The organism is Nocardia niwae NBRC 108934 = DSM 45340 (genome assembly GCF_001613465.1).
GTDB lineage: Bacteria > Actinomycetota > Actinomycetes > Mycobacteriales > Mycobacteriaceae > Nocardia > Nocardia niwae.
This window is the reverse complement of sequence record NZ_BDCK01000034.1, coordinates 30,902-56,295: the sequence shown is the minus strand read 5'-3', so window position 1 is coordinate 56,295 and position 25,394 is coordinate 30,902. Positions and strand designations below refer to the sequence as shown.

Sequence of the window (25,394 nt, the reverse complement as noted above, 5' to 3'; positions counted from 1 at the left end):
TCCTCATTAGTGCGGGCACCCTCTTGTCGGCCCCCGGCCTCACTGGACCGCCGCACTGCGCTCGCGACGATCAGGAGCCATTGTCACCGGGATCGACCGGGTTGTCGCCCCCGGAACGTTCGGTCCTGCGCGTAGTTATCGCTGCCGATCGCTCGATCGTTGCCACCGACGAGAATTCGCGACCCGACGAGCCGAGGGCCGCGGCGATCAGTTCTTGTCCGAGGCTCGCTTTTCCGAATCGGCCTGCTCCGAGGAGGTTTGGGAGGTCTCGGCCGCAGGCTCGACGGTCTCGTTCTGCCGCTGCCCGCTCGATTCCGTGGTACGGGACTCGTTCTCGGTCGTCGTGGTCTCCGGCCGTGCGGCAGCGGTGCCGGGCTCGGATGCGGCAGTGTCCGAGGGCTTCTCGGCCGGGGCTGCCGCGGCGGCGCGCAGCGCGCCGAACTGCCACGGCCACGGCCGCTGGCTCGCGCCGGGTCGCAACTGCTCGGGCGTCTCGCGGCCTTTCGTCGCGAACACGAAGTAGGCGATCGCGCAGAGGAAAACGACGGCGGAGGTGAACGAATTGACCCGGATACCGGCGATCTTCGTCGCCTCGTCAGCGCGCATCAGTTCGATGAAGAACCGCCCGAAGCAGTAGCCGGCGACGTACAGCGCGAACAGGCGTCCGTGGCCGATCCGGAAACGCTTGTCCACGTACACCAGCAGCACGACGACGAGCACGTTCCACAGCAGCTCGTACAGGAACGTCGGGTGCACGACCTTCTCCACCACGTCGGTGGAGACGCCGTTCATCATGTCGAGCCGGCCGTCGTCGCCCACCCGCCGGTAGATCTCCAGGCCCCACGGCACGTCGGTCTCACGCCCGTACAGCTCCTGGTTGAAGTAGTTGCCGATTCTGCCGATGGCCTGCGCCAGCAGGATCGGCGGAGCGACGGCGTCACCCAAGGCGGGCAACGGGATCCGGTAGACCCGGCAGCCGATCCACGCGCCGACGCCACCCAGCAGCACCGCGCCCCAGATGCCGAGTCCGCCTTGGTAGATCTTCAGCGCGTCGACCGGGTTCCCGTCCGCGCCGAAGTATTTCTGCCAGTCGGTGGCGACGTGATAGAGCCTGCCGCCGACCAGACCGAACGGCACCGCGAACATCGCGACGTCCAGGATGGCGCCGGGCTGCCCGCCGCGGTCGCGCCAGCGCCGTTCGCCCCACCAGATCGCGACGATGATGCCGGCGATGATGCAGAGGGCGTACGCCCGCAGCGGGAACGGCCCGAGCTGCCAGACGCCGCGCGCGGGGCTGGGGATGTAGGCCAGCACGGCGCCGCTGACGCCGCCGTCGGCCAGGACACTGTCTGCGAGGACTCGTAACGTCACGGGGCCACCGTAGCGGAGATGCCCGGCCGCCTCGCCACCACCGCACCGCCTCGTCGCGGGGCGGGACGATCACACTGCGCAGAACGGCTGATCCCGGGTCGCCCGAGGAGATCGGGAGGCCGTCGTGCAGCGCTAACGATTCGCGCCGTGGGAACGCATCCGTTCCCGGTCGTCAGGACCAGGTGCGGTGCGCGGCTTCTAGGATGCGACGGTCGCCGACCGCACGCCTACGGCGAGTTCCGCGGTCAGCGCCCGCACCGCGTCCAGTCCCTGGCCCGCCGCGCTCACCAGCGCCGAACCGACGATGACGCCGTCGGCGTAGGACGCGATCTCGGCGGCCTGCGCCCCGGAACGAACGCCGAGCCCGACGCCGATCGGGATGTCGGAGTGGGCCCGGATCCGCGCGCACAACGCGGGCGCGGCCGAGGACACCACGTCCCGTGCGCCGGTGACGCCCATGGTCGAAGCCGCGTAGACGAAGCCGCGGCTGGCCTCCAGCGTCTTCACCAGGCGCTCCTCGGTGGACGACGGCGCGACCAGGAAGATGCGATCCAGATTGTGCGTGGACGAGGCGACGAACCAGTCGTCGGCCTCCTCCGGGATCAGGTTCGGGGTGATGATGCCCGCGCCGCCCGCGGCGGCCAGGTCCCGCGCGAAGCGATCCACCCCGTACTTGAGCACGGGGTTCCAGTAGCTCATCACGACGGCCTGGCCCCCGGCGCCGGTGATCGCCTCGACCACCGAGAACACGTCGCGCACCCGCACGCCGCCGCGCAGCGCCTGTTCGGCGGCGGCCTGGATGGTGGGACCGTCCATCACGGGATCGGAGTAGGCGACGCCGACTTCGACGATGTCGCATCCGGCCTCGACCATGGCGCGCACGACCTCGATCGAACCGGCCAGATCGGGGTAGCCCGCGGGCAGGTAGCCGATCAGCGCCGCGCGGCCATCGGCGCGGCAGGCGGCGAAGGTGTTCGCCAAGCGGGACTGCTGGCTCACCGGCCCTGCTCCTTCGGCTCGTCGAACAGCCCGAACCACCGTGCTGCCGTGTCCATGTCCTTGTCACCCCGGCCCGAGAGGTTCACCAGGATGATCGCGCCCGGGCCGAGTTCCTCGCCCAGTTTCAGCGCGCCCGCCACCGCGTGCGCCGACTCGATCGCGGGGATGATGCCCTCGGTGCGGCTGAGCAGCAGCAGCGCGTCCATCGCCTCGGTGTCGGTGATCGGCCGGTACTCGGCGCGGCCGACGTCCTTGAGGTAGGCGTGCTCCGGGCCGACGCCCGGATAGTCCAGGCCCGCCGAGATCGAATGCGACTCGATGGTCTGGCCGTCCTCGTCCTGCAGCAGGTACGAGTAGGCGCCCTGGAACGCTCCTGGCGTGCCGCCGGTGAAGGTGGCCGCGTGCCTTCCGGTGTCGACGCCGTCACCGGCCGCTTCGTAGCCGATCAGCCGGACGTCGGCGTCGTCGAGGAACGCGTGGAAGATGCCGATGGCGTTGGATCCGCCGCCGACGCACGCGACCACCGCGTCGGGCAACCGGCCCGTGGCGGCCTGGACCTGGGCGCGGGCTTCCATGCCGATGATGCGCTGGAAATCCCGCACCAGCATCGGGAACGGGTGCGGGCCCGCGGCGGTGCCGAAGCAGTAGTAGGTGTCGTCGGCGTTGGTCACCCAGTCGCGCAGCGCCTCGTTGATGGCGTCCTTGAGGGTCTGGGAACCGGAGGTCACCGAGACCACCTCGGCGCCGAGCAGGCGCATACGCGCGACGTTCAGCGCCTGGCGCGCAGTGTCGACCGCGCCCATGTAGACGACGCAGTCCAGGCCGAGCAGAGCGCACGCGGTCGCCGTGGCCACGCCGTGCTGGCCGGCGCCGGTCTCCGCGATAACCCGGGTCTTGCCCATCCGCTTGGCGAGCAGCGCCTGGCCGAGCACATTGTTGATCTTGTGCGAGCCGGTGTGGTTCAGGTCCTCGCGCTTGAGCAGGATGCGCGCGCCGCCCGCGTGCTCGGCCAGCCGCGTGCACTCGAACACCGGCGACGGGCGCCCGGTGTAGTCGCGCTGCAGCCGGTCCAGCTCGTTGAGGAAGGACTCGTCGATCCGCGACTTCTCGTACTCGGCGGTCACCTCCTCGATGACCGCCATCAGCGCCTCGGGAACGTGCCTGCCGCCGTAGACGCCGAAGTGCCCGCCCACGTCGGGCTCGTGGCCGCTGCGCTGGGCGACGCCGTCGCTGGCCTGGGGTACCGCCACGCCGGTCACCGGCCCCGCCGCGCCGGCTTCGGGCAGGACGGGTGGGTGCCCGCGGTCACCAGCTCGGAGACCGCCGCGCGCGGGTCGCCGCTGGTCACCAGTCCCTCGCCGACGAGCACGGCGTCCGCGCCCGCACCCGCGTAGGCCAGCAGGTCGGCGGTGCCGCGGATGCCGGACTCGGCGATCCGGATGACCTCGGTGGGCAGGCCGGGCGCGATCCGGGCGAACACGTCGCGGTCGACCTCGAGCGTCTTGAGGTTGCGGGCGTTCACGCCGATCACCGACGCGCCTGCCTCCAGCGCGCGGTCGGCCTCCTCCTCGGTGTGCACTTCCACCAGCGCGGTCATGCCCAGCGACTCGGTGCGGTCGATCAGCGAGGACAGCACGTCCTGCTCCAGCGCCGCCACGATCAGCAGGATGACGTCCGCGCCGTGCGCGCGAGCCTCGTGGATCTGGTAGGGGCCGACGACGAAGTCCTTGCGCAGGATCGGGATGTTCACCGTGGCGCGGACCGCGTCCAGGTCGTCCAGCGACCCGTTGAAGCGGCGGCCCTCGGTGAGCACGCTGATGATCCGCGCGCCACCGTCTTCGTAGGCCTTGGCCAGGCTCGCCGGGTCCGGGATGTCCGCGAGTTCGCCCTTGGACGGACTTGCCCGCTTGACCTCGGCGATCACGCCGATGCCGTCCTCGAGCAGCGCCGCGCGGGCGTCCAGCGGCGCGGGCGCCGCCGCGGCGGCCGCCTTGACCGCCTGGAAGTCGAGAAGGGCTTCCCGAGCGGCCACATCCGCGCGGACCCCGTCGAGAATCGAGTCGAGTACCGTCATCTGGCTCGAATCCTTTCTGGGGAGACGGACTTGCTACCTGAGAATCCCCCCAGGCGCTGTCTCACCGATGCTGACAAAGAATAAATGGACCTACCGGGCGCGTATGCGCCGGGGCTCGGGTTGAACCATGCGGAAGGGCTCCGCGCAAGGTGGCACCCGCCACACTCGCCGCGCGCGGACAGCTCAGCGGCCACGTCGGCCCGCCTCCCCGTCGTCCGGATCCGCCTGCGGCTCCTGCCCGGCCACGGGTCCGTCGGTCGGGTCGGTGCCTGCGTCCAGCGCGTCCCACAGCACGCGCTCGGACAGCTGCGGGGCGGACGCGTCGTCCGCGGGCCGCGCGCGCCGCTGCGTGACTTCCGCCGAGGCGGCGGCGCGCCGGAAGACCGGGTTGTCGTACTTGCCGGACAGCCGCGCCGCCTCGACGGGCATGCGGGCCAGCAGCGCGCCCGCGCAGAACGCGGCGATCGCGCCGAGTAACGCGAGCACGGCCGGGAACGCCGAGGTGGTCGCCGTCTCGACCTGGGCGCGCGCTGGGAGCTCGGCGAGCGTCGCGGCGCGTTCGGCCGTCTTGCCGGAGTGGGTCAGCAACGCGAACGCCGGCACCGCGGCCACCGCGGCGACCAGCGCGATCAGCACGCCGACCACGCGGCGCAGCCAGCCCTTGGTGGCCAGCACAGCCGCGATCGACGCGAGCAGCACCAGCGCCAGTGGAGTCAGCGCGCCGAACCACACGCCGCCGTTCAGATGATCGGTGCGGGGCTGGGTGAGCCCGTCCGACGAGGTGACCGTCACCCAGGTCATCCGGGACGATGCCCACAGTGCGGCCGCTGCGACGGCGAGCAACGCGACCGGCGCTACCGGATAGGTGCGGCGCGGCGCACTTTCCCCGCCCGGCGCCTCGGTGTCCGTCGCGGAGCCCTCCGCCGCTGGAGCGGATGCCTGTTGCGCCGCCGCGTTCGTCTCCGGGACCGGTTCCTCCGCCCGGCCCGATTCGTTCTCGGGATGGGCAGCCGTCATAGCGGCCCGCCGTTCGCCGCGCCCGGCTCCGCGCCGTAGGCCCGCATCGTTTCGGCCGCCGCCACCGCCTTCAGCACCGCCATCGCCTTGTTGCGCGATTCCACGTCCTCGTACTCCGGATCCGAGTCCGCGACGACGCCCGCGCCCGCCTGCACGTATGCCGTGCCGTCCTTCAGCAACGCGGTGCGGATGGCGATCGCGGTATCGGCGTCACCGGCGAAGTCCAGGTACCCGACGACGCCGCCGTAGATGCCGCGCCTTGTCGGTTCGAGCTCCTCGATCAGCTCCATCGCGCGCACCTTGGGCGCACCGGACAGGGTTCCTGCCGGGAAGCAGGCCCGCACCGCGTCCAGCGCGATGCGGCCGGGCGCCAAGCGGCCCGACACCGTGGAGACCAGATGCATGACATGGCTGTAGCGCTCGATGTGCCGGTACTCGGTGACCCGAACGGTGCCCGGCTCGCACACCCGGCCCAGGTCGTTGCGGCCGAGGTCGACGAGCATGAGGTGTTCGGCGTTCTCTTTCTCGTCGGCGAGCAGGCCCTTCTCCAGCAGCAGGTCCTCCTCCTCGGTGCTTCCGCGCCAGCGGGTGCCCGCGATCGGATGGGTCGTCGCCACACCGTCTTTCACGGTGACCAGCGCTTCCGGGCTGGAGCCGACGATGGAGAACGCGGTGCCGCCGGCGCCGTCCGGGATGTGCAGCAGATACATGTACGGGCTCGGATTGGACGCGCGCAGCATCCGGTACAGGTCGATCGGCGTCCCGTCGTAGTCCATCTCGAATCGCTGGGACAGCACCACCTGGAACGCCTCGCCCGCCTCGATCTCCTTGACCAGGCGGCGCACGCCCGCGCCGAACTCTTCGGTGGTGCGCCTGCGCCGGTATTGCGGCTCGGGCCGGTCGAACACCGACACGGTGGAGTCCGCGGGAGCGCCGAGCGCGGCGGTCATCCGGTCCAGCCGGGCCACCGCGTCGTCGTAGGCCTCGTCGACCCGCTCGGCGGTGCCGTTCCAGTTGACCGCGTTGGCGATCAGCGTGATCGCGCCCTCGTGGTGGTCGAACGCGGCCAGATCGGTGGCCAGCAGCAGGACCATCTCCGGCAGACGCAGGTCGTCGACCGCCAGGTTGGGCAACCGCTCCATCCGGCGCACCGCGTCGTAGCCGAGGTATCCGACCATGCCGCCGGTCAGCGGCGGCAGGCCGGGCAGGCGCTCGGTGCGCAGCAGCTCCAGCGTCTCGCGCAGGGCGAGCAGCGGATCGCCGCCGGAGGGGGCGTCGGCCGGGACGCTGCCCAGCCAGGCCGCCTCGCCGTCCACGACGGTCAGCGCCGACGGGCTGCCCGCGCCGATGAACGACCAGCGCGACCAGGACCGGCCGTTCTCCGCGGACTCGAACAGGAACGTGCCCGCCCGGTCCGCCGCGAGTTTGCGGTAGGCCGACAGCGGAGTCTCGGAGTCCGCCAGGACCTTTCGGGTCACCGGGACCACCCGGTGCTCCGCGGCCAGCTGATGGAACTGCTCGCGGGTCGTGGTGGTGGGAGTGGACGCACCTGACATGCACTCATCATCCCAGGCCGGGCCGGGCGGCCGGTGAGCGGTGCCGGTGTCGCGACGCCGGAGGCGACAAACCCGACAAATCAGGTCGACCGTCCGGTTCCCACGCGGCCGCCGGAGGTGTGGCGCCGCTCACTACACTCGCGGCGTTCCACGTCGCATGCGGTATCCATCTCGAGAGGAGACAACTGATGTACCCCTCGCAATCGGCAGCGCCCGAGGGTCCTCGGCACGTCCCGAACCACAGCGTCCCGCACCGTCACACTCCGCGCCCTGCGGGCACGAGTCATCCGGCCCACCAGCAGGGTGCTCCCGGCAATGCGCTCGCCTCCTTCGTCACCTACGTCAAAGCACTGGAGTCCCTGGACAAGAACCGTTTCCCCGACGAGTACGCCGTTCACAGCGACCGCATCAAAGAGCTGAGGCCATTTCTGCGCGCCCACGGCATCCTCGATGTGATGGCGATCAAGAATCCCGAGGTGGCAGCGCTCATCGGCGCATAGCCGCCCCGCACCCAGGCTCGTGCCCGCTCCACCGACGCGGCGATCGGATCGCAGGCGGCGCATCGACGGGCACGAGCGACAGGTCCCCGCCCGCGCACGGGATACCCGATCAGACCAAGCGCCCGGTAGTGTTCCCGGGTATGCAGCAAGGACAGCTCGCCCCCGATTTCGAGCTTCCCGATCAGTCCGGCACCCCTCGCTCGCTCGAGGCGCTGCTGGCGGACGGCCCCCTGGTCCTCTTCTTCTATCCCGCGGCCAATACGCCTGTGTGCACGGCCGAGGCCTGCCACTTCCGTGATCTCGCCGCCGAATTCGCCGCGCTGGGCGCCACCTGCGTCGGGATCAGCACCGACAATGTGGACACCCAGGCCGGGTTCGCCGAGAAGCAGCGCCTCGGTTATCCCTTGCTGTCCGACGCCGACGGCGCGGTCGCCGCGAAATTCGGCGTGAAGCGCGGGCTGCTGGGCAAACTCGCGCCGGTGAAGCGGCAAACCTTCGTCATCGACACCGATCGCACCATCCGCAAGATCATCACCGGCGAGTTGCGCGCCGCCGTGCACGCCGACGAAGCCCTGAACTACCTGCGCACCAAGTAGCCCGGCGCGCCGCGACCGCGCAGCCGCTGCCCGGCGACGCCGCGGCCTAGGCTGCACCCATGACTTCGACCGAGGGTCAGCCGGTTGAGCGCAAACCCGCGGCAGCCGTCTGGCGCAGACGGATCATCGGCGGCGCCGCACTCGTGGTCGTCCTCGTCGTCCTCTACCTCATCCTGTCCGCGTTCATCCCGCGCTGGTGGGCGCAGCGGGTGGGGTCGATGGTGCACGGAAGCTTCGCCAAGGGCATCGGCTGGGGTTTGTTCTTCGGCGGATTCTGTACCGTCGTCACGCTTTTCCTGCTGCTGTTCGCCGTGCTGGTGTGGCGGCGCAAGGCGGGCAAGTTCCTGGCAGGCGCGGCAGCGGTCGTCGCGATCCTCTGCGCGATCCCGAACCTGATGACGCTGACCATCGTGCTGGGCAACAGCAGCGCCGCCCACGCCGGCGAGCGGATCCTGGATGTCGACGCGCCCGCGTTCCGGGGCGCCGCGCTCACCGGCGCGGTGATCGCGACGTTGCTGTTCCTCCTCGCGGTCGCGCTGCTACTCCTGCGCAGGTGGCGGCGCACACACCCGGCTACCGCGAAAGCCGAGGACACGCCGCCGCGGGACGTGTGAGTGAACTCACGTCGTTCAGCATCTTTATGACGGTCGAGCGAAGTCGTGGCAAACTCGATGTCGCGGGTGACTGTGCACAAGTTTTTCGACAATCACTAGGACAACGAACAAAACCACGTCACTTGGCTTGAAAGAAGGCACACAGTGACGAAGTGGCTCGACCCGGTCGAACAACGCGCGTGGCGGGCGATCGTGGCGTTGATGACGCGGCTGCCGGGAGTTCTGGACACCCAGCTGCAGCGCGAGTCCGGCGTGACGCATTTCGAGTACTGGGTACTGACCCTGTTGTCGGAGGAACCGGGGCATCGACTGCAGATGAGTGAGCTTGCCCACAAGGCAAATGCATCGCTATCGCGACTGTCGCACGTGGTCTCCAAGTTGGAGCGAATGGGCTGGGCGCAGCGTTCCGCGACGGCGGGGCGGCGGGGCGTGCACGCCGTGCTCACCGACGAGGGTTACCTGAAGGTCGTCGAAGCTGCTCCCGGATATCTGGAGGCGGTGCGGCACTTGGTCTTCGACGGCCTGGACGACGCGCAGAAGGCCCAGGTCGCCGATCTCGGCGAGCTGCTGGCCGAGCGGCTCGCCGACGCGCTCGACCAGCTCGGCGGACCGACTCCGGCCAGCAGGGACGAGCACCGCCCGAACGACGGCTAGCCGGGCGCCGGTTCAGGACCGCGCGGCCAGGAGCACGTCGGAGTCGAAACAGGTGTGCGTGCCGGTGTGGCAGGCCGCGCCCTCTTGATCGACGACGAGCAGAATCGTGTCGCCGTCACAGTCGAGCCGCACTTCGTGCACGTACTGGGTATGGCCGGAGGTCTCCCCCTTGACCCAGTACCCCTGCCGGGAGCGTGAATAGTACGTCGCCTTACGGGTTTCCAGCGTGCGCGCCAGCGCCTCGTCGTCCATCCACGCGACCATCAGCACGTCGCCGGTGGCGCGTTCCTGCGCGACGGCCGAGACCAGCCCGGCGTCGTTGCGCTTGAGACGGGCGGCGATTGCGGGATCGAGACTCATGGCACCGTTATAACAGGGCCGCTCCGGGGCGCTGCGTGCACGGTCGGCCCACCCGGGAGCGCTGGAGTTCGCCGAGCACCGCCCAGGTGCGCCGCTGGTCTTCGGGGGTGGTCAGATCGGTCTGCGAGAAGACCACCTCCGTCGCGCCCGCCGCGAAATACTCCGCGACGCGGGCCGCGATCAGCTCCTCGTCACCGATCACCACGAGTTCCGCTGCCCGGGACGCGCCGGACAGTTCGATCATCCGGGCATAGGACGGGATGTCGTCGTAGAACGCCGTCTGGGCCGCGGCGGCCGCTCGCGCGGCGTCGAGGTCGGCCGTGACCACGCCAGGGACCAGGACGGTGATCCGCGGCGCGGGGCGTCCCGCCCGCTCGGCCGCGGCGGTGAGCGGCGCGACGATGTGCTCGGCCAGCGCCTCCGGACCGACCAGGAAGGGCAAAGCGCCGTCGGCCAGCTCACCGGTGACGCGCAGTGCCTGCGGTCCCATGGCAGCAACCAGGATCGGCACGGGCGGGTGCGCGCCTGCCACCGCGGCGGGCAGCGGGGCGGCGGCGGTGAGCGTCTCGCCGTGGAAGTCCACCGTGCCGGTGTGCACCACGGTGCGCAACGCGGTGAGGAACTCCCGCAACCGGGTGATCGGCCGGTCGAAGGATCCGCCGAACGCCGGCTCGGCGAAGGATTTCGCACCCAGTCCGAGCCCGAGTACGAACCGGCCGCCGGTGGCCGCCTGCGCGGTCTGCGCCTGACCGGAGATCAGCAGCGGATGCCGCGCGGTGATCGGCACCGCGGAGGTGCCGACCGCGAGTTCGGGCACGGCGCGGCCGACGATCCCGGCCAGCGCGATGGCGTCGTGGCTGAACGTCTGGCCGAACCACAGCGACGACACTCCCGCCGCGGCCGCCGACGCACCCAGCGACACCGCCGCGTCCACCGCGTTACCGGTGGCGTCGAGAGCGAACGGGGACAGCGCGATTCCGATGGTCATGCCCGATGCAACCGCACGGCCGGGAACCGCCTTCCGACTCGGCGAATTTCCGCCAGCGGCTATCGGATGACGATCTTCTCCGCCCGCATCGACTCCTTGACCTGACCGATGGTGAGATCGCCGAAGTGGAACACGCTGGCCGCGAGCACCGCATCGGCGCCCGCGTGCACCGCCGGGGCGAAGTGCTCGACCGCGCCCGCGCCGCCGCTGGCGATCACCGGCACCGTGACCGCCGCCCGCACGGCGCGAATCATCGGCAGGTCGAACCCGGTCTTGGTGCCGTCGGCGTCCATCGAATTGAGCAGGATCTCGCCGACCCCCAGTTCGGCGCCGCGCACCGCCCATTCGACGGCGTCGATGCCGGTGCCGCGTTTGCCGCCGTGCGTGGTGACCTCCCAGCCGGAAGGCGTGTCCGGCTGCCCGTCCGGCACGGTGCGCGCGTCCACCGACAACACGATGCACTGCGAGCCGAAGCGCTCGGACATCTCGCGCAGCACCTCCGGCCGCGCGATCGCGGCGGTGTTCACCGAGACCTTGTCCGCGCCCGCGCGCAGCAGGCGGTCCACGTCCTCGACCGTGCGCACCCCGCCGCCGACGGTGAGTGGGATGAAGATCTGCTCGGCGGTGCGGGTCACCACGTCGATCATGGTGCCGCGGTCGCCGGTGGAGGCGGTCACATCGAGAAAGGTCAGCTCGTCGGCGCCCTGCGCGTCGTAGAGCGCGGCCAGTTGGACGGGATCGCCCGCGTCGCGCAGATTCTCGAAGTTGACGCCCTTGACCACGCGGCCCGCGTCGACGTCCAGACACGGGATCACCCGTACGGCCAACGTCATTGCCTCACCCTTTCTCCGCGGCCGCCGGATCGGCGACCGTGCAGATCATGTCGAGCAGTTCCTCGTGCACGCCGGGCGCGGCCGCGAGCACGGAGCCGGAGGTGATGGTCCACGGCCGGCCCACCAGGTCGGTGACCACGCCGCCCGCCGCGCGCACCAGGGCGACGCCCGCCGCGTTGTCCCACGGATGATGCCCGAACACGATCGCGCCGCCGAGCACGCCGGAGGCGGTGAACGCCAGATCGATGCCGGTCGAGCCGTGCATGCGCACTCGGGAGGACAGCCTGCTCAGCGGTCCGAGCAGGTCGAAGCGGAACTGTCCGGGGATGCGGCCGTGCGAGTCCAGGTTGAAAGCGCCGAAACCGATCATGGCCTCGGCGAGCCTGCCACGGGGCAACGGCGGCAGCGGCCTGCCCTCCAGCAGCACTGGACCGCCCGCCATGGCGGCGTAGCGGCGGCCGAGCAGCGGCAGCCAGGTCAGTCCCAGCACCGGTTCCCCGTCCCGGACCAGCGCGAGCAGCATGCCCGAGAGCGGGTGACCGGAGGAGTAGTTGAACGTGCCGTCGATCGGGTCCAGCACCCAGGCGGTGCCGGAAGTGAGCTGCGGTCCGCCGAATTCCTCGCCGTGCACCTCGATGCCGGTGCGCCGCAGCAACTCGGCGGAAACCGTGCGCTCCAGCTCCAGGTCGAGTTCCGTGGCGAAATCGTTGCGGCCCTTCTCGACCGCGCTCGGCGCGCCGATGCCCTCGGCGAACCGCGAGCGCACCGAGTCCAGGACCTCGCTCGCCTCCGCGAGCAGTCGCGACAGCTCCTGGGTCATCTCACCGCGGCCAGCGCCTCGGGCAGGGTGAACCGGCCCGCGTAGAGCGCCTTGCCGACGATCGACCCCTCGACGCCGTCCGGCACGAGTTCCGCGATCGCGACCAGGTCCGCGATGGTGGAGACGCCGCCGGAGGCGATGACCGGGGCGTCGGTGGCCGCGCAGACCTCGCGCAGCAGATCCAGATTCGGGCCGGTGAGCGTGCCATCCTTGGTCACGTCGGTCACCACGTAGCGCGAGCAGCCGTCCCGTTCCAGGCGCTCGAGCACTTCCCACAGGTCGCCGCCGTCGCTGACCCAGCCCCGGCCGCGCAGCCGGTGCTCGCCGTCGACGATGCGCACGTCCAGACCGACGGCGATGCGCTCGCCGTGCCGGGCGATGGCCTTGGCGCACCAGACCGGGTCCTCCAGCGCGGCGGTGCCGAGGTTGACCCGGGCGCAGCCGGTGGCCAGGGCCGCCTCGAGGCTCTCGTCGTCGCGGATACCTCCGGACAGCTCAACTTTGACGTCGAGTTCGCCGACGACGCCCGCGAGCAGTTCCCGGTTCGAGCCGCGCCCGAAGGCCGCGTCCAGATCGACCAGGTGCACCCATTCCGCGCCGGCTTCCTGCCAGGCCAGCGCCGCCTCGCGCGGCGAGCCGTAGCTGGTCTCGCTCCCGGCTTCTCCTTGCACGAGGCGCACGGCCTCTCCGTTGGCGACATCGACGGCGGGTAGCAGCACAAGACTCACGAGAGCAGCCTAGTGGTTACCCGGCCGCGTCCGGGCGCTGGGCCTGCGCGGATGCGACCTCGATCACCGCGCCGAGCCGGCCGCGTGGGCGTCCAGGATGCGGCTCAGCAGCGTGACCAGGGTATGCCGATCCCGCTCGGAGAAGCCGGGGAGCAGTTCGTCCTGGGCTGCCGTCAGGCGCTCGTCGAGGTCGTCCAGGTGGCGGGCGCCTGCCGCGGTGAGGGTGACGATGTTGCGGCGGCGATCGGCGGGGTCGGGACTGCGCTCGACGAACCCGCGCTCGGCCAGGTCGTTCACCGCGGCGACGATGTCGCTGCGGTCGATGCGGGTGCGCCTGCCCAGCTCGGCCTGGCTGGCCGGACCGAATTCCGCGAGCGTGGCCAGCAGCGCGTAGTGGTGACGACGGGAACCGGTGGTCTCCAATGCGCGCTCGGTGGCCCGATTCGCCACCAGCGCCACCTGATTGACCAGCCGGGTCGGCAGGGACCGGAGCCGTTCGGCGGCGCCCTCGTGCGGGATGTCCATGCCGCCACTCTAACAAAACTTGTTGGCGCGACCCACAATCTGTTACGTTGGCAGCACCAATGTTGGAAACGCCAACATTTCAGCGAAAGGTACTCAGATGCGCACGTTCCGCCTCGCCCTCTCCCTGCTGACCCTCCCGCTGACCGCACTCACCGCCGCCTGCGCCGCCGGCACCGCGACGCCCACCGCGGAGGTGCGCGAACTGCTGGACCGCCAGCAGATCACCGCCCTGGTCGACCGGCTCGGCCGCGCCTTGGACGAGGGTCGCTTCGACGACCTGCGCACGATCTACACCCCCGACGCGACCGCGAAGACGCCCGGCGGCACGGCGGCGGGCCGCGAAGCGCTGATCGCGCAGGCGAGCCGGAACCACGGCGACGACCAGCGCATCCAGCACGTCATCGGCAACGTGCAGATCGACCTGCGTGGCGATGCGGCCGACGTCCGGGCCAACCTGATCGCCACCTTCGCACCCGCCTCCTCCGACGGGACGATTTCGCAACCGCGATACACCCTCGGCGAGGTCTACCGCTTCGACGCGGTCCGCACCGGGGAAGGCTGGCGCCTTTCCCGGGTGCAGACCACCCCGATCTGGTCCACCGGCACGCGTCCGTGATCAGTGCGTGGCCAGCACACGCGCGCGGTAACAGGCCAGGGCGGCGAGCGTGTGCGCGTTCCGGTCGTCGAACAGGACCGAGGCCCGCGGCCACAGGTAGAGGATCGACAACAGGAACTGCCCGCCGAGCAGGGCGGCCGGAGAGAAACCGAGTCATCGCCGCCCGATCCGGTAGCGCAGCGACACCGCGCCCGCGATCAAGGCGCACAGCGTCAGCACCGCGCCGAGCGGGCGCATGACGTCACCGACGGCGACGCGGCTGATGACCGCTCGGTGACCTCCAGCGATGCGGGGATGTCGGGAAAGATATCGGGATACGACGGCAGCGTCTCCACCGCCGTCGTCCCGAACGCGAAGCACGCCACCACCGCGTACCACGGTGATCACCGTCAGGGGAACGGTGACGCTCTTCATCGCGACCTCCTCGCATCGACCGTAGGTCCGGGCCGCCGCCTGCGGATCCGGAGCGAGCCCGCATAGACGGGTCAGGGCCTGCCCGGAAGCACTGCGGCGGTAGCCGGAACGCGGGCCGGAGGCGGGCTCGTCGCGAGATCGCACCGGTCCGTGCGGCGTGGGCGGTATCGTCTCCGCTCGGCGATCACCCCCGGTCGCCGCTTCCCTTAGCACCGAGGAAGTGCATGTCCCGATCCAAACTCGCTGCCGCCCTGTCGCTTTCGGCAGCAGCCTGCTCCGCGGCATTCGTCGCCGCACCCGCCGCCACCGCAGCCCCGCCGGAGGAGGCACGCCTGGCCGGCTGCGAATTCGGTTCCGCCGCCGCGACTTACGACTACGCGCGGTTCGGCGAACACGCCCGCCGGATGCTCGACCTCAGCACCGGAGAGTTCCGGGCCGAGTTCGAGAATTTCCGCGCCAACATCCAGTCGAGCGCGGAGGCCGCGCACATCCGCGCCGAAGCCAACTCGGCCGACTGCCGCATCGTCTCCGGCGACGATTCCCGGGCCGAGGTGGACGTCGACGTGGTGCGGACGGTGACCAGCGACGAGACCGACGGTCTCCCACAGACCAGCCGCATGGCGATGACCGTGACCGTGGACAACGTCGACGGGCGCTGGCTGGTCAGCAAGGTCAGGAAGCACTGACCGGGCGGGCGGTCCCGCGCCCGGTGCGCGGGACCGGCCCCTACAGCGAGTTCACCCAGTTGCGCAGCAGGTGGGCGCCCGCGTCACCGGACTTCTCCGGGTGGAACTGGGTCGCCGACAGCGCGCCGTTCTCCACCGCCGCCAGGAACGGCACTCCGTGCTCCGACCAGGTCAGCTTGGGCGAGGCGAAATGCTCGCTGGGCGGCAGATCCCAGGTCTGCGCGGCATAGGAGTGCACGAAGTAGAAGCGGGTCTGCGCGTCCAGCCCCGCGAACAGGACACTGTCGGACGGGGCGGCGACGGTATTCCACCCCATGTGCGGCAGCACCGGAGCGGACAGCCGTTCCACCGTGCCGGGCCATTCGGCGCACCCGTCGGCCTCCTCGCCGAACTCGACGCCCCGCTCGAACAGGATCTGCATGCCGACGCAGATGCCGAGCACCGGCCGCCCGCCGGCGAGCCGCTGACCGATCAGGCGCTCGCCCCGCACTCCGCGCAGTCCCGCCATGCACGCGGCGAACGCGCCGACACCGGGCACGACCAGGCCGTCGGCGGCCAGCACGGCCTGCGGATCGGCGGTCACCTCGACCTGCGCGCCCGCGCGGGCCAGCGCCCGTTCGGCGGAGTGCAGGTTGCCGGAGCCGTAGTCGAGCAGAGCCACCGATTTCGCGCTCACAGCGTCCCCTTCGTCGACGGGACCCCGCTCACCCGGGGGTCGGGTTCCACCGCGGCCCGCAGCGCCCGCGCCACCGCCTTGAACTCGGCCTCGGTGACGTGGTGCTGGTCGCGTCCGTAGAGCACCCGCACGTGCAGGGCGATCCGCGCGTTGAGCGCGATCGACTCGAACACGTGGCGGTTGAGCACGGTGGAGTACGGCGCGCCGGGGCCGGAACCGGGAATCACGGTGTGCACCAAGTGCTCCGGCTCGCCGGTGTGCACGCAGTAGGGGCGGCCGGACACGTCGACCGCGGCGTGCGCCAGCGTCTCGTCCATCGGGATGTAGGCGTCGCCGAAGCGCCGGATCCCCGCTTTGTCGCCCAGCGCCTTGCCCAGCGCCTGTCCGAACACGATCGCGGTGTCCTCGACCGTATGGTGTGCCTCGATCTCGATGTCGCCCTCGGCGCGCACCGTCAGGTCGAAGCTCGCGTGCGCGCCCAGCGCGGTCAGCATGTGGTCGTAGAACGGGACGCCGGTGGCGATCTCGGTCTTGCCGGTGCCGTCCAGATCCAGCTCGACGACGATGCTGGATTCTTTGGTGACCCGCTCCACCCGGGCGGTCCTACTCATGCTCACGTCCAATCGGATCGGCGCCGAACGCTGCTCGGCGCTGGTTCATCGCGGTGCCAGGTCGGTGCCAGCCAGCAGCGCACTGACCCGCAGCAGTTCGTCGTTCTCGGCGGCGAGGCCGATGGTGGTGCGCAGATAACCGGGCAGGCCGACGTCACGAATCAGCACGCCGTGCTCGAGGTAGCGCCGCCAACTGGCCGCGGCGTCGGCGAAGCGGCCGAACAGCAGGAAGTTGGCGTCGCTGGGGATCACGTCGTAACCGAGTTCGCGCAGTGCGGCCGCCACCCGATCGCGCTGCGCGGCGATTTCGGCGACGCTGCCGAGGGTTTCGTCGGCGTGCCGCAGGGCCGCGCGCGCGGCGGCCTGGGTGACCACCGACAGGTGGTAGGGCAAGCGCACCAGCAGCATCGCGTCGATCACCGCGGGCGCGGCGACCAGATAGCCGAGCCGCCCGCCCGCGAACGCGAAGGCCTTGCTCATCGTCCTGGTGACCACGAGCTTGGCCGGGAACCGGTCGATCAGCCCGATGGCGCTCGGTTGCGCGGAGAACTCGCCGTATGCCTCGTCGACCACCACGATGCCGGGCGCGGCCGCGAGGATGCGCGCCAGGTCCTCCGGCGGGATGCTGTGCCCGGTGGGATTGTTCGGGCTGGTCACGAACACCACGTCCGGCGATCGCTCGGCGATGGCGGCCAAGGCGTGATCGATGTCGAGGGAGAAGTCGGCACTGCGCTCGGCTTCGATCCACTCGGTGTCGATGCCTTCGGAGATGATCGGGTGCATCGAGTAGGAGGGCACGAAACCCAGGGCGCTGCGGCCCGGTCCGCCGAAGGCCTGCAACAGCTGCTGCAGGATCTCGTTGGAGCCGTTGGCCGCCCAGACGTTGCCGGCGCCGACCTCGATACCGGTCTGCGCGGTCAGATACCGCGCCAGGTCGGTGCGCAGCGCGACGGCGTCGCGGTCCGGGTAACGGTGCAGGTCCGCGGCGGCCGCGCGGATCGACTCGGCGACGTCGTCGATCAGGGCCCGGCTGGGCGGATGCGGGTTCTCGTTCGTGTTCAGCTGCACGGGGACCGTCAATTGCGGTGCGCCGTAGGGCTTCTTGCCGCGCAGGTCGTCCCGCAGCGGCAGATCGTCCAAGGTCAGGTCCGCGCCGGGCACGCTCGCCGCGCGGGTCACGACAGGGCCTCGAAACGCGCCTGCACGGCCTGGCCGTGCGCGGGCAGGTCCTCGGCGTTCGCCAGCGCCACCACGTGGCCTGCGACGTCCTTCAGCGCAGCTTCGGTGTACTCCACGACGTGGATGCCGCGCAGGAAGGTCTGCACGCTCAGGCCGGAGGAGTGCCGCGCGCAGCCCGCGGTAGGCAGCACGTGGTTGGAGCCCGCGCAGTAGTCGCCCAGGCTGACCGGCGCGTACGCGCCGACGAACACCGCGCCCGCGCTGCGCACCCGGGCCGCGACCGCGGCCGCCTCGGCGGTCTGGATCTCCAGGTGCTCGGCGGCGTAGGCGTTGACCACGCGCAGCCCTTGCTCGATGTCGTCGACCAGGACGGTGCCAGACTGCTTGCCGCGCAGCGCCTCGCTCACCCGGTGGGCGTGCTTGACCACGGTCAACTGCGCCGTCAGCGCCGCGTCCACCGCGTCGGCCAGCTGCTCGCTGTCGGTGACCAGCACGCTCGCGGCCAGCACATCGTGCTCGGCCTGGCTGATCAGGTCGGCGGCGACGTGCACCGGATCGGCGGTCGCGTCGGCGAGGATCGCGATCTCGGTAGGGCCCGCCTCGGCGTCGATGCCGACCAGGCCGCGGCACAGCCGCTTGGCCGCGGTGACGTAGATGTTGCCCGGCCCGGTGATCAGGTCGACCGGCTCCAGCTGCGTGCCGTCGGTGTCCACGCCGCCGTAGGACAGCAGCGCGACGCCCTGGGCGCCGCCGACCGCCCACACCTCCTCGACGCCGAGCAGCTGCGCGGCGGCCAGGATGGTGGGGTGCGGCAGCCCGCCGAACCGCGCCTGCGGCGGCGAGGCCACCACCAGCGAGCCGACGCCCGCGGTCTGCGCGGGCACCACGTTCATCACGACGCTGGACGGGTAGACGGCGTTGCCGCCCGGCACGTACAGGCCGACCCGCTCCACGGGCACCCAGCGCTCGGTGACGGTGCCACCGGGTACCACCTCGGTGGTCTTGTCGGCGCGCCGCTGATCGGCGTGCACCTTGCGCGCCCGGGCGATGGATTCCTCCAGCGCGGCGCGAACCGCCGGGTCCAGCCGCTCCAGGGCAGCCTCCAGCTCGGCCGCGGGCACCCGCACCGTCGCCGGGATCACGCCGTCGAAGCGCTCGCTGAACTCCAGCGCCGCCGACACGCCCTGATCGCGGATCGCCTCGACCACCGGCCGCACCTGATGCAGCACCGAGTCCACGTCGACTCCCCCGCGCGGCAGCGCGGCGCGCAGCTCGGCGACGGAGGGAGTACGACCGCGCAGATCGACGCGGGCGAGCTCGATGCGGGTTGTCATGTGGTGTCGGTCCTTGTCTCCAGCTGATTCCGCAACAGGAAAGTTGCCGCTACCAGCCTAATGGGCCACCGCCAGCCGTTATCCGCGTGGTCGGGTGTCGCCGGGCTGCGCCAAACGCAACACAGCGACTTCTACGGGCCGAAATGAGGCTGCGCCACTTTTCCAGCGGGGCCGGCGAAGAAGGTGCGGTCGAACTAGTAGTAGTTCGACCGCACCTTGATCAAGGACTCCGGGACCGCGTAGTCGCTAGTTGGCCCCTGGCCGGTTCGCCGCCACGCACGCCGCCTGCGCAACGGCGAGAGGTCGAGACGCAGGAGGTGAATGCAGCTTGTCTACACACTGGTCGAACTTGCCCGCTACACCGAGATCGCACGCCTGAAGCTCGGTCATGGTTATACCTTCGCCGTTGTTGACCAGATTCAGAGTGCACTCGAGCCTATCGGCCTGCGCGAAGCCACCAGCGACGGCCGAGAGCGCCATCAACGACCCGACTGCCGCACCTACGACGGCCGCACTACGCCATGCATGATGAGACGTGGCTTTCATCGAATTCCTTTCCCCCAGAGGGCATTCAAGTTGCCCTACCGTCACGGACGGTATTGAGCCGACGCTACGTTGTCAATGCGATAGCGCTGAGCTGCGGCCGACTGCGAGGCGATGGCGGGCACAGCTCGACTCCCCCGCGGCAAGGCGGTGCGGGTAGCAGAAAAGCAGGCACAATCCAGACCTGGACGGCCTTGGCCGGAGACCCCCGCAACACAACGACGACAACCTCGAACCAGTCGAAGCGGACCGACCGCGGGCGAAGTGGATTACTTGGTGTCGCTGTCGATGAGCAGACGCCCACCCGAACTGATCACCCGCAACGTCAGGCTCTTGGTCTGGCCCTCGATGGTGAGGCTGGCCAGACGCATGTCGACTGAACCGTCATCATTGTTCGTCCGCTTCGCCGCCTCGATTGTGGCGAAGTTGTCGATGGTCCGCTCACCCCAGTACTGACGGAAGCTCTGTTCGGTCCCGTATGCCTTCTGCGCAGCCGGTGTGAGCAGGGTCCAAGACCCCGACGGATCTCCGTAGAACTGCTCTATCAAACGTCCCGCCGCGCCGATATCCACCCGTTCCCCGGAACTGGGACTGCGGCCCAGTTCCGGCGCGATGGCCGAGGTGGTCCCGGCCGTCGTCGTGGAACTCACCGAGGGCGGGCTGGCCTGCGAGTGGGGCGAGTCCGTACCAGATCCATTGAGCGCGCTGATCAGCCATACGGAAACGACGGCGACCGCGCCGATGAGCGCGCCTATCAGCACCGCGCGGCGCTTGCTCGACGACCCCTGCCTCGGCACCGGACGCGGCTGCGCCATCGTGCGTGGGTGCGCCTCGGTGTCCGGGTGGACGGGCGGCGCGGGCGCGGGGCGGGGACGCGGCTGACGCTCGGTCGGCGTGTACGGCGCCGAGGCCATCGCCGAGGGCCGCAGTTCGCGGGTCGCGGATTCGGGCTGGCCCGCTCTGGGCCGGGCGAACGCCTCGCTGGCGGGCACGAACCCGGCGGCAACCGGGGCCGGACCCGCGTCGGCGAACGCGGCGAGGTGATCGCGCGCCGCCCGCATGCTCGGGCGCTCGCGCGGCTCGGGGCTGAGCAGGTCGAGCAGGAAATCGGTGGCGGGCCCGGCGTTGCGCGGTTCGCTCAGCTGACCGTTGGCGGCGGCGTAGAGCACCGCGAGCGGGTTGGAGCCCGCGCCGTAGGGCGGTTCGCCCTCGAGCGCGTGGAACAGCGTGGCGCCCAGCGCGAACACGTCGGAGGCGGGGCTGGGATCGGAGCCGCGGGCGACCTCGGGCGCGAGGTAGGCGGCGGTGCCGCAGATCAGTCCGGTCTCGGTCAGGGTGACGTCGCCGGTCGCGCGGGAGATGCCGAAGTCGGTGATCTTCACCGTTCCGTGATCGTCGAGCAGGATGTTGCCCGGTTTCACGTCGCGATGCACGATGCCCGCCTGGTGGGCGGCGATCAGCGCCGAGGCGACCTGTTCGCCGATGCGCGCGACCTGGGTCAGCGGCAAGGTGCCCTGGGCGGCGATCACGGCGGCGAGGCTCTTGGACTTCAGGTACTCCATCACCAGGCAGGGATCGCCCTCGTGCTCGGTGATGTCGAACACGACGATCGCGTTCGGATGCTGGAAGCGGGCGGCGTTGCGGGCCTCCCGGATCGCGCGCTGGCGCACCACATCGCGTTCGGCCTCGGGCAGGCTCGGTTGGATGTGGATCTGCTTGACGGCCACGGAGCGCTGGAGGCGTTCGTCGACGGCACGCCAGACCACGCCCGTGCCGCCGCTACCAATCCGCTCGACCAGGCGGTAATGCTCCGCGATCAACTGACCGGTATCGATGGCGCCTACTCCGAACCTTCTCGAAATCGTGACATCCCGCATATTGATTACTCACGCGGTCCGGGGATGAGTGTAGCGGGCGCCGGAATACTCGCACGCGTCAGCCGGGCCATACCGCGGCCCCAAATCGCCCGAAACGGATTATTCGCGGGCGCGCAGCATCCGGCCCGCGGCGTCCACCGCGGGGGCCGAACTCCCCGCGTCGCTGATGAACACCGAAAACGCCAGGTCGCCGTCGATGCCGACGAACCAGCCGTGCGCGTGGGCGTCATCGATGTATTCCGCGGTACCGGTTTTGCCGAGCAGCCCGGGAAGGTCGCGCAATTGCGTCGCGGTGCCGTCGGTGATGGTCTCGCGCATCATGGCTTTCAGCTGGTCGTCGACCTGCGGCGGCAGCGCGTCCGGGGACCGGTCCGGAGTGCCGGGCTTACCGGCGACGAGCGTCGGCGCGGGCACCGCGCCGCGGGCGATGGACGCGGCGAGGAGGGCCATGCCGAACGGCGACGCTGTCACCTGCCCTTGACCGATCGCCGACTCCACCCGCAGCGCGGAGGTGCCCGCCGCAGGAACTTTTCCGGTGACCGTGGTCAGGCCGGGTGTGACGTAATCGATGCCGAGCCCCACTTGTGCGGCCGCTTTCGTCAGCGCGTCGGCGGGCAATTGCACGGCGAGAGCGCCCATCGTGGTGTTGCAGGACCGGGCGAACGCGGTGTGCAGCGGCACCGAGCCGAGATCGAAATTGTTGTCGTTGGGGATGCGACGGCCCTCGATGTTCGCGGTGCCGGGGCAGGGCAGCACGGTATCGGGTGTCACGGTCCCCGCCTGCAACGCGGCCGAGACGGTGACCGTCTTGAACGTCGAACCCGGCGGGTAGAGCCCGGTCAGCGCGATCGGGCCCTGTGCGTCGGCGGCGGCGTTCTGCGCGATCGCGACGACCGCACCGGTCGAGGGCCGCAGGGCGACGATCGCGGCGGGCTGGGCGAGCGGGGCGAGCGCCGCCTCGGCCGCGCGCTGCACGCCGAGATCGAGCGTGGTCGCGATGTCGGCGGTGGGCGTCGGGTCGGTCCCGGCGACGCGCTCGGTGCCCTGCGGCGTCTGGGCGCGCACCGCCCACCCGGCGTGCGCGTCGGCGGACTGCTGCCACAGTTCGGCCAGTCCGGACAGGGTCGGCGCGGCCAGTGCCTTGTCGGTGGTCAGCAGCCGGGTCTGCGGCGCGAGGGTGACGCCGGGCAGCGCGCTCAGGCGATCCCGGATCGGGGCGAGGTCCGTCTCCCGCAGCGAGATCGCGGTGACCGGCTTTCCTTGCGCCGCGACCAGTTCCGCCTGTAGCGACTGCGTGGTGAGCCCGGGCGCGAGCGGGCCGAGCAGATCCGCGACCGCGGTGAGGTCGGCGCTGGGAGCGACGGTCACCAGCGTGACGATCTGCTCGGTCATCAGTTCGCCGCCCGCGGCGTCGAGGATGCGGGACGGCGCCGGATAGACCCTGCTGTAGCTCAACGGTCCCGCGGCCAGCCCGGGGGCGACCGTGGCGGGATCCCACTTCACCCGCCAGCCGTTCCCGTCGTCGTGGGCGGTGCCGTTGGTGATGTAGGTCCACTCGGACTTGCCGTCGTCGCCCAGCTTCCAGGTGGCGGCCAGCGCGAAACCGTTGTCGTCGACCGAGCGGACCTCGAAGCGGACGTCCTTGCCGAGCCCCTGGTAGAGCGCGCCGAGGGTGTCGGAGGCCGAAGCCGGGTTGTCGGTGAGCGCGGCCGCCGCGGCGATGTCGTCGCTGTTCAGCGCCTCGGCGAATTGCGCGGCCACGGTGTCGGGCTGGTCCGGGCCCGACGAGCAGGCGGCGAGCACGAGCACCGGTGCGGCGAACAGGACGAGGGATTTCCGGTTGGTACGCACGCCGACGACCCTATCGGCCCGGGGCGGATCGCGAGATCAGTCGCGCGACCACCGGGCCAGAACGGCGGCGTCGGCTTCGGGCAGGTCGATGTCGAACACCTCGGCGAGGATCTTGGGCAGATCGGCGGATTCCAGCTCCCGGGTGTCGCTGGTGCCGTCGGGGTACTCGGTGACGAAGGTGGTGCCGTCCAGTACGTGGTGCACCTCCGGGTGGAAGCGCTGCACGTACGGCCGCGTGGTGAACGGGGAACGGGGCGAGGTCGACACGAAGTGATTGCCGACGGCGTAGTCGATGCGGTACTGCGGGTTCAGGGTGAAGCTGTGCCGGTCGACCCACCCCTCGCGGCCGTATTGGTGCAGCACCCAGAGGTCGGAATCCAGCTCCCCGCGCGTGCGCTCCAGCCGGAACTTCCACTCTCCCGCCGCGAATTCGCCGGTCTCGCGGGACAATTCGAACGGAGCGAGCGGTCCGGCGCCGAAGCCGACGTCGCACAGCCAGATTCGGTCGTCCTCGGCGGTCGTCACCCGCAGCAGCGCGTGGGTGGCGGGCCGCAATCCGGCGCCCGCGCCCATGCTCACCCGGCCGCTGAGCCCGGTGACGCCGAATCCGAGCCGTTCCAGCGCGGCCGCGAACAGTCCGACGTTCTCGTAGCAGTAGCCGCCGCGACGGCGGCGCACGATCTTGTCCTGCAGGCTCGCCAGGTCGAGCGGGATCGACCGGCCGAGGATGATCTCCAGGTTCTCGAACGGGATCGCGGTGGTGTGCGCCCGCACGAGTTCGTGCAAGGTCCGGACAGTCGGGGCGCGCCCGCCGTCGAAACCGATCCGGGCCAGATAGGCGTCCAGGTCGAGTTCCGGTCCGTTCCAGTGGTAGGCCGGGTCTTCCGGCTTGCTCATCGCGTCCTCACTTCGTCGTCGGTCTTCTCCCTCAACCGCGCCGGGCACGATCGTGTTCCCGCCGCCTCATGCCGCGCATTTCGCGCCGGCCGGAGCGGGCGGGGCGGTGACGACGCCGTGCGCGACGTCCACGAGGTAGTCGCGGTCCGGGCCGTCGACCGGTTCCGCGCCGAGCAGCAGCCGCTCGACGACGCAGCCGCCCTCGAAGAAGGCCGGGCCGACGCTGTGGTCGCCCGGGGCCACCCGACCCTCCAGGTCGCGCCCGGTGACCACGGTGTACATGGACGTGGGCTTGCCCGCGGCGGCGAGCCCCGCGCGCATCTCCACGCTGGTGGCGTAGGGCACCACGTCGTCGGCGGCGCCGTGGACGAGGAACGCGCGCCGCACGTCCATCCGGGCGGCCAGCAGGGCGGGCGAGCGATCGGCGTAGGCGTGCGGACAGGCGACGGGCGGGCAACCACCCGCGTCGCGCTCGATCTGGGAGGGCAGCGCCGGGTCCACGACCGCCGCGCCCAGCCACATGGTGAAGTCGTCGGCGGGTCCGTAGTTGTCGACCCAGTAGTCGAACATTCCGCGCGGCCCGTGCGCCGCCGCCAGGCCGCTGGTGATGCCGCCCTGGCTCCAGCCCCACAGCACCGTGCGGGTGATCGAGTCGTGGGTCTGCCGGTACCAAGCGGTCGCGGCGACGACGTCGCGCCAGCCCGCCCATAGATTCCAATCTCCGGTGCGCCACGTGCTCTGCGCGGAGCGCAGGTCCATCGCCAGGATCGGCGTCGCGGTGCGCCGCGCGATCGATTCGAGGTAGGCGGCGAAGTCGGCCGACGACCCGCCGTGCCCGTGTACCGCGACCACGAGCGCCCGCGGGGTCACGTCGCCCGCGGCGCACCGGAAGGGCTCGTACACCCGCCCGGTCGCCTCCTCACCGTCCACCGGCAGCGAGACCGGGCGCACCGCGACCTCGGGTACACAGGCCGGCTGCGCCGAAACGCGCGGCGGCGCAAGGATTGTCACGAGCACGCCGGTCAGCGCGCAGCACAGTACGAGTACCGGATATGCCCGTCGCATCCCCGGATGA

Annotated in this window: 28 protein-coding genes; 7 read left to right on the top strand and 21 right to left on the bottom strand. The window is 70.7% G+C overall.

Going from position 1 to position 25,394, the window contains the following annotated elements:
* Nucleotides 1-207: 207 nt before the first annotated feature.
* The 6 genes from lgt to NNI01S_RS24030 all read right to left on the bottom strand — a co-directional run bounded on the left by lgt (nt 208) and on the right by NNI01S_RS24030 (nt 7,017).
* Nucleotides 208-1,371, bottom strand: a complete 1,164-nt coding sequence (gene lgt / locus NNI01S_RS24055; RefSeq protein WP_245676348.1) for a prolipoprotein diacylglyceryl transferase — start codon at nt 1,369-1,371, stop codon at nt 208-210.
* 198 nt (nt 1,372-1,569) lie between these two features.
* Entirely contained in the window at nt 1,570-2,370 is an 801-nt protein-coding gene (gene trpA, locus NNI01S_RS24050) for a tryptophan synthase subunit alpha (protein WP_063022406.1), read from the bottom strand.
* Nucleotides 2,367-3,629 (bottom strand): tryptophan synthase subunit beta, encoded by a 1,263-nt coding sequence (trpB, locus tag NNI01S_RS24045; RefSeq protein ID WP_063022405.1) that lies wholly within the window; start codon nt 3,627-3,629, stop codon nt 2,367-2,369. The genes trpA and trpB overlap by 4 nt, the downstream gene beginning before the upstream one ends.
* Nucleotides 3,626-4,444 carry an indole-3-glycerol phosphate synthase TrpC gene (gene trpC, locus NNI01S_RS24040; RefSeq protein WP_040777193.1) on the bottom strand — a complete coding sequence of 273 codons (819 nt, stop codon included), beginning with the start codon at nt 4,442-4,444 and terminating at the stop codon, nt 3,626-3,628. Before trpC ends, trpB begins: the two co-directional genes overlap by 4 nt.
* A gap of 183 nt (nt 4,445-4,627) precedes the next feature.
* Nucleotides 4,628-5,461: a TIGR02234 family membrane protein gene (locus NNI01S_RS24035; protein WP_084489253.1), complete on the bottom strand. Its 834-nt coding sequence runs from the start codon at nt 5,459-5,461 to the stop codon at nt 4,628-4,630.
* Nucleotides 5,458-7,017 carry an anthranilate synthase component I gene (locus tag NNI01S_RS24030; protein WP_063022404.1) on the bottom strand — a complete coding sequence of 520 codons (1,560 nt, stop codon included), beginning with the start codon at nt 7,015-7,017 and terminating at the stop codon, nt 5,458-5,460. The genes NNI01S_RS24035 and NNI01S_RS24030 overlap by 4 nt, the downstream gene beginning before the upstream one ends.
* 188 nt (nt 7,018-7,205) lie before the next feature.
* Between NNI01S_RS24030 and NNI01S_RS24025 the strand changes: the two genes are divergently transcribed.
* The 4 genes from NNI01S_RS24025 to NNI01S_RS24010 all read left to right on the top strand — a co-directional run bounded on the left by NNI01S_RS24025 (nt 7,206) and on the right by NNI01S_RS24010 (nt 9,381).
* A complete protein-coding gene (locus NNI01S_RS24025; RefSeq protein ID WP_063022403.1) occupies nt 7,206-7,517 on the top strand; it encodes a hypothetical protein in 312 nt (103 codons plus the stop codon).
* Between the two features lie 140 nt (nt 7,518-7,657).
* Complete coding sequence (locus tag NNI01S_RS24020) at nt 7,658-8,113, top strand: peroxiredoxin (RefSeq protein ID WP_063022402.1); 456 nt, start codon at nt 7,658-7,660, stop codon at nt 8,111-8,113.
* A 59-nt stretch (nt 8,114-8,172) separates the two neighbouring features.
* A complete protein-coding gene (locus NNI01S_RS24015; protein WP_063022401.1) occupies nt 8,173-8,727 on the top strand; it encodes a hypothetical protein in 555 nt (184 codons plus the stop codon).
* A gap of 201 nt (nt 8,728-8,928) precedes the next feature.
* Nucleotides 8,929-9,381, top strand: coding sequence for a MarR family winged helix-turn-helix transcriptional regulator (locus tag NNI01S_RS24010; protein WP_084489278.1), 453 nt, complete (start codon nt 8,929-8,931; stop codon nt 9,379-9,381).
* A gap of 12 nt (nt 9,382-9,393) precedes the next feature.
* On the opposite strand, the gene hisI is transcribed toward NNI01S_RS24010, so the two are convergent.
* The 6 genes from hisI to NNI01S_RS23980 form a co-directional block, all read right to left on the bottom strand.
* Nucleotides 9,394-9,741, bottom strand: coding sequence for a phosphoribosyl-AMP cyclohydrolase (gene hisI, locus NNI01S_RS24005; RefSeq protein WP_063022399.1), 348 nt, complete (start codon nt 9,739-9,741; stop codon nt 9,394-9,396).
* 7 nt (nt 9,742-9,748) lie between these two features.
* The gene (locus NNI01S_RS24000) at nt 9,749-10,729 is read right to left on the bottom strand and encodes a TIGR03564 family F420-dependent LLM class oxidoreductase (protein ID WP_063022398.1); all 981 of its coding nucleotides are present in this window, start codon (nt 10,727-10,729) and stop codon (nt 9,749-9,751) included.
* Nucleotides 10,730-10,788: 59 nt separating this feature from the next.
* Nucleotides 10,789-11,562, bottom strand: coding sequence for an imidazole glycerol phosphate synthase subunit HisF (hisF, locus tag NNI01S_RS23995; RefSeq protein WP_063022397.1), 774 nt, complete (start codon nt 11,560-11,562; stop codon nt 10,789-10,791).
* A 4-nt stretch (nt 11,563-11,566) separates the two neighbouring features.
* The gene (locus tag NNI01S_RS23990) at nt 11,567-12,382 is read right to left on the bottom strand and encodes an inositol monophosphatase family protein (RefSeq protein ID WP_063022396.1); all 816 of its coding nucleotides are present in this window, start codon (nt 12,380-12,382) and stop codon (nt 11,567-11,569) included.
* On the bottom strand, nt 12,379-13,110 hold the full coding sequence (gene priA / locus NNI01S_RS23985; RefSeq protein ID WP_063022395.1) for a bifunctional 1-(5-phosphoribosyl)-5-((5-phosphoribosylamino)methylideneamino)imidazole-4-carboxamide isomerase/phosphoribosylanthranilate isomerase PriA: 732 nt from the start codon (nt 13,108-13,110) through the stop codon (nt 12,379-12,381). Before priA ends, NNI01S_RS23990 begins: the two co-directional genes overlap by 4 nt.
* A gap of 63 nt (nt 13,111-13,173) precedes the next feature.
* Nucleotides 13,174-13,635, bottom strand: a complete 462-nt coding sequence (locus tag NNI01S_RS23980) for a MarR family winged helix-turn-helix transcriptional regulator (RefSeq protein WP_063022394.1) — start codon at nt 13,633-13,635, stop codon at nt 13,174-13,176.
* 97 nt (nt 13,636-13,732) lie between these two features.
* Between NNI01S_RS23980 and NNI01S_RS23975 the strand changes: the two genes are divergently transcribed.
* Nucleotides 13,733-14,251, top strand: a complete 519-nt coding sequence (locus tag NNI01S_RS23975) for a nuclear transport factor 2 family protein (protein WP_063022393.1) — start codon at nt 13,733-13,735, stop codon at nt 14,249-14,251.
* A 153-nt stretch (nt 14,252-14,404) separates the two neighbouring features.
* Here NNI01S_RS23975 and NNI01S_RS23970 read toward each other — a convergent pair whose 3' ends face one another.
* Nucleotides 14,405-14,665, bottom strand: a complete 261-nt coding sequence (locus NNI01S_RS23970; protein WP_063022392.1) for a hypothetical protein — start codon at nt 14,663-14,665, stop codon at nt 14,405-14,407.
* Nucleotides 14,666-14,889: 224 nt separating this feature from the next.
* Here NNI01S_RS23970 and NNI01S_RS23965 point away from each other — a divergent pair, with 224 nt between their 5' ends.
* Nucleotides 14,890-15,351 carry an Rv1363c family protein gene (locus NNI01S_RS23965; protein WP_063022391.1) on the top strand — a complete coding sequence of 154 codons (462 nt, stop codon included), beginning with the start codon at nt 14,890-14,892 and terminating at the stop codon, nt 15,349-15,351.
* Nucleotides 15,352-15,391: 40 nt separating this feature from the next.
* On the opposite strand, the gene hisH is transcribed toward NNI01S_RS23965, so the two are convergent.
* From hisH to hisD, 4 genes are read right to left on the bottom strand one after another with little or no spacing between them, the layout of a single operon-like run.
* The gene (gene hisH / locus NNI01S_RS23960; RefSeq protein ID WP_063022390.1) at nt 15,392-16,027 is read right to left on the bottom strand and encodes an imidazole glycerol phosphate synthase subunit HisH; all 636 of its coding nucleotides are present in this window, start codon (nt 16,025-16,027) and stop codon (nt 15,392-15,394) included.
* The gene (hisB, locus tag NNI01S_RS23955) at nt 16,024-16,638 is read right to left on the bottom strand and encodes an imidazoleglycerol-phosphate dehydratase HisB (RefSeq protein WP_063022389.1); all 615 of its coding nucleotides are present in this window, start codon (nt 16,636-16,638) and stop codon (nt 16,024-16,026) included. The genes hisH and hisB overlap by 4 nt, the downstream gene beginning before the upstream one ends.
* Nucleotides 16,639-16,683: 45 nt before the next feature.
* Nucleotides 16,684-17,817 carry a histidinol-phosphate transaminase gene (locus NNI01S_RS23950; protein ID WP_063022388.1) on the bottom strand — a complete coding sequence of 378 codons (1,134 nt, stop codon included), beginning with the start codon at nt 17,815-17,817 and terminating at the stop codon, nt 16,684-16,686.
* Complete coding sequence (gene hisD, locus NNI01S_RS23945; RefSeq protein WP_063022387.1) at nt 17,814-19,151, bottom strand: histidinol dehydrogenase; 1,338 nt, start codon at nt 19,149-19,151, stop codon at nt 17,814-17,816. The genes NNI01S_RS23950 and hisD overlap by 4 nt, the downstream gene beginning before the upstream one ends.
* A gap of 321 nt (nt 19,152-19,472) precedes the next feature.
* Between hisD and NNI01S_RS34720 the strand changes: the two genes are divergently transcribed.
* On the top strand, nt 19,473-19,754 hold the full coding sequence (locus NNI01S_RS34720; RefSeq protein ID WP_157114943.1) for a hypothetical protein: 282 nt from the start codon (nt 19,473-19,475) through the stop codon (nt 19,752-19,754).
* Nucleotides 19,755-19,963: 209 nt separating this feature from the next.
* Here the strand turns inward: NNI01S_RS34720 and NNI01S_RS23940 are convergent, their stop codons facing one another.
* The 4 genes from NNI01S_RS23940 to NNI01S_RS23925 all read right to left on the bottom strand — a co-directional run bounded on the left by NNI01S_RS23940 (nt 19,964) and on the right by NNI01S_RS23925 (nt 25,384).
* Nucleotides 19,964-21,514, bottom strand: a complete 1,551-nt coding sequence (locus tag NNI01S_RS23940; RefSeq protein WP_063022386.1) for a serine/threonine-protein kinase — start codon at nt 21,512-21,514, stop codon at nt 19,964-19,966.
* A gap of 156 nt (nt 21,515-21,670) precedes the next feature.
* Complete coding sequence (locus NNI01S_RS23935; RefSeq protein WP_063022385.1) at nt 21,671-23,422, bottom strand: penicillin-binding transpeptidase domain-containing protein; 1,752 nt, start codon at nt 23,420-23,422, stop codon at nt 21,671-21,673.
* 36 nt (nt 23,423-23,458) lie between these two features.
* Nucleotides 23,459-24,319, bottom strand: coding sequence for an arylamine N-acetyltransferase family protein (locus NNI01S_RS23930; RefSeq protein ID WP_063022384.1), 861 nt, complete (start codon nt 24,317-24,319; stop codon nt 23,459-23,461).
* A gap of 66 nt (nt 24,320-24,385) precedes the next feature.
* Nucleotides 24,386-25,384 (bottom strand): alpha/beta hydrolase family protein, encoded by a 999-nt coding sequence (locus tag NNI01S_RS23925; protein ID WP_063022383.1) that lies wholly within the window; start codon nt 25,382-25,384, stop codon nt 24,386-24,388.
* Nucleotides 25,385-25,394: the final 10 nt, after the last annotated feature.

Excerpts from the sequence above, each read along its gene's own strand:
- NNI01S_RS23990 (WP_063022396.1), bottom strand. The coding sequence starts at position 12,382 with ATGACCCAGGAGCTGTCGCGACTGCTCGCGGAGGCGAGCGAGGTCCTG.
- NNI01S_RS24015 (WP_063022401.1), top strand. The coding sequence starts at position 8,173 with ATGACTTCGACCGAGGGTCAGCCGGTTGAGCGCAAACCCGCGGCAGCC.
- NNI01S_RS23925 (WP_063022383.1), bottom strand. The coding sequence starts at position 25,384 with ATGCGACGGGCATATCCGGTACTCGTACTGTGCTGCGCGCTGACCGGC.
- NNI01S_RS24000 (WP_063022398.1), bottom strand. The coding sequence starts at position 10,729 with ATGACCATCGGAATCGCGCTGTCCCCGTTCGCTCTCGACGCCACCGGT.
- NNI01S_RS24030 (WP_063022404.1), bottom strand. The coding sequence starts at position 7,017 with ATGTCAGGTGCGTCCACTCCCACCACCACGACCCGCGAGCAGTTCCAT.
- NNI01S_RS23975 (WP_063022393.1), top strand. The coding sequence starts at position 13,733 with ATGCGCACGTTCCGCCTCGCCCTCTCCCTGCTGACCCTCCCGCTGACC.
- NNI01S_RS24020 (WP_063022402.1), top strand. The coding sequence starts at position 7,658 with ATGCAGCAAGGACAGCTCGCCCCCGATTTCGAGCTTCCCGATCAGTCC.
- NNI01S_RS24025 (WP_063022403.1), top strand. The coding sequence starts at position 7,206 with ATGTACCCCTCGCAATCGGCAGCGCCCGAGGGTCCTCGGCACGTCCCG.
- NNI01S_RS24035 (WP_084489253.1), bottom strand. The coding sequence starts at position 5,461 with ATGACGGCTGCCCATCCCGAGAACGAATCGGGCCGGGCGGAGGAACCG.
- NNI01S_RS23930 (WP_063022384.1), bottom strand. The coding sequence starts at position 24,319 with ATGAGCAAGCCGGAAGACCCGGCCTACCACTGGAACGGACCGGAACTC.
- NNI01S_RS23965 (WP_063022391.1), top strand. The coding sequence starts at position 14,890 with ATGTCCCGATCCAAACTCGCTGCCGCCCTGTCGCTTTCGGCAGCAGCC.
- hisD (WP_063022387.1), bottom strand. The coding sequence starts at position 19,151 with ATGACAACCCGCATCGAGCTCGCCCGCGTCGATCTGCGCGGTCGTACT.
- trpC (WP_040777193.1), bottom strand. The coding sequence starts at position 4,444 with ATGACGGTACTCGACTCGATTCTCGACGGGGTCCGCGCGGATGTGGCC.
- NNI01S_RS24010 (WP_084489278.1), top strand. The coding sequence starts at position 8,929 with ATGACGCGGCTGCCGGGAGTTCTGGACACCCAGCTGCAGCGCGAGTCC.
- hisI (WP_063022399.1), bottom strand. The coding sequence starts at position 9,741 with ATGAGTCTCGATCCCGCAATCGCCGCCCGTCTCAAGCGCAACGACGCC.
- NNI01S_RS23970 (WP_063022392.1), bottom strand. The coding sequence starts at position 14,665 with ATGAAGAGCGTCACCGTTCCCCTGACGGTGATCACCGTGGTACGCGGT.
- hisB (WP_063022389.1), bottom strand. The coding sequence starts at position 16,638 with ATGAGTAGGACCGCCCGGGTGGAGCGGGTCACCAAAGAATCCAGCATC.
- NNI01S_RS34720 (WP_157114943.1), top strand. The coding sequence starts at position 19,473 with ATGCAGCTTGTCTACACACTGGTCGAACTTGCCCGCTACACCGAGATC.
- hisF (WP_063022397.1), bottom strand. The coding sequence starts at position 11,562 with ATGACGTTGGCCGTACGGGTGATCCCGTGTCTGGACGTCGACGCGGGC.
- NNI01S_RS23980 (WP_063022394.1), bottom strand. The coding sequence starts at position 13,635 with ATGGACATCCCGCACGAGGGCGCCGCCGAACGGCTCCGGTCCCTGCCG.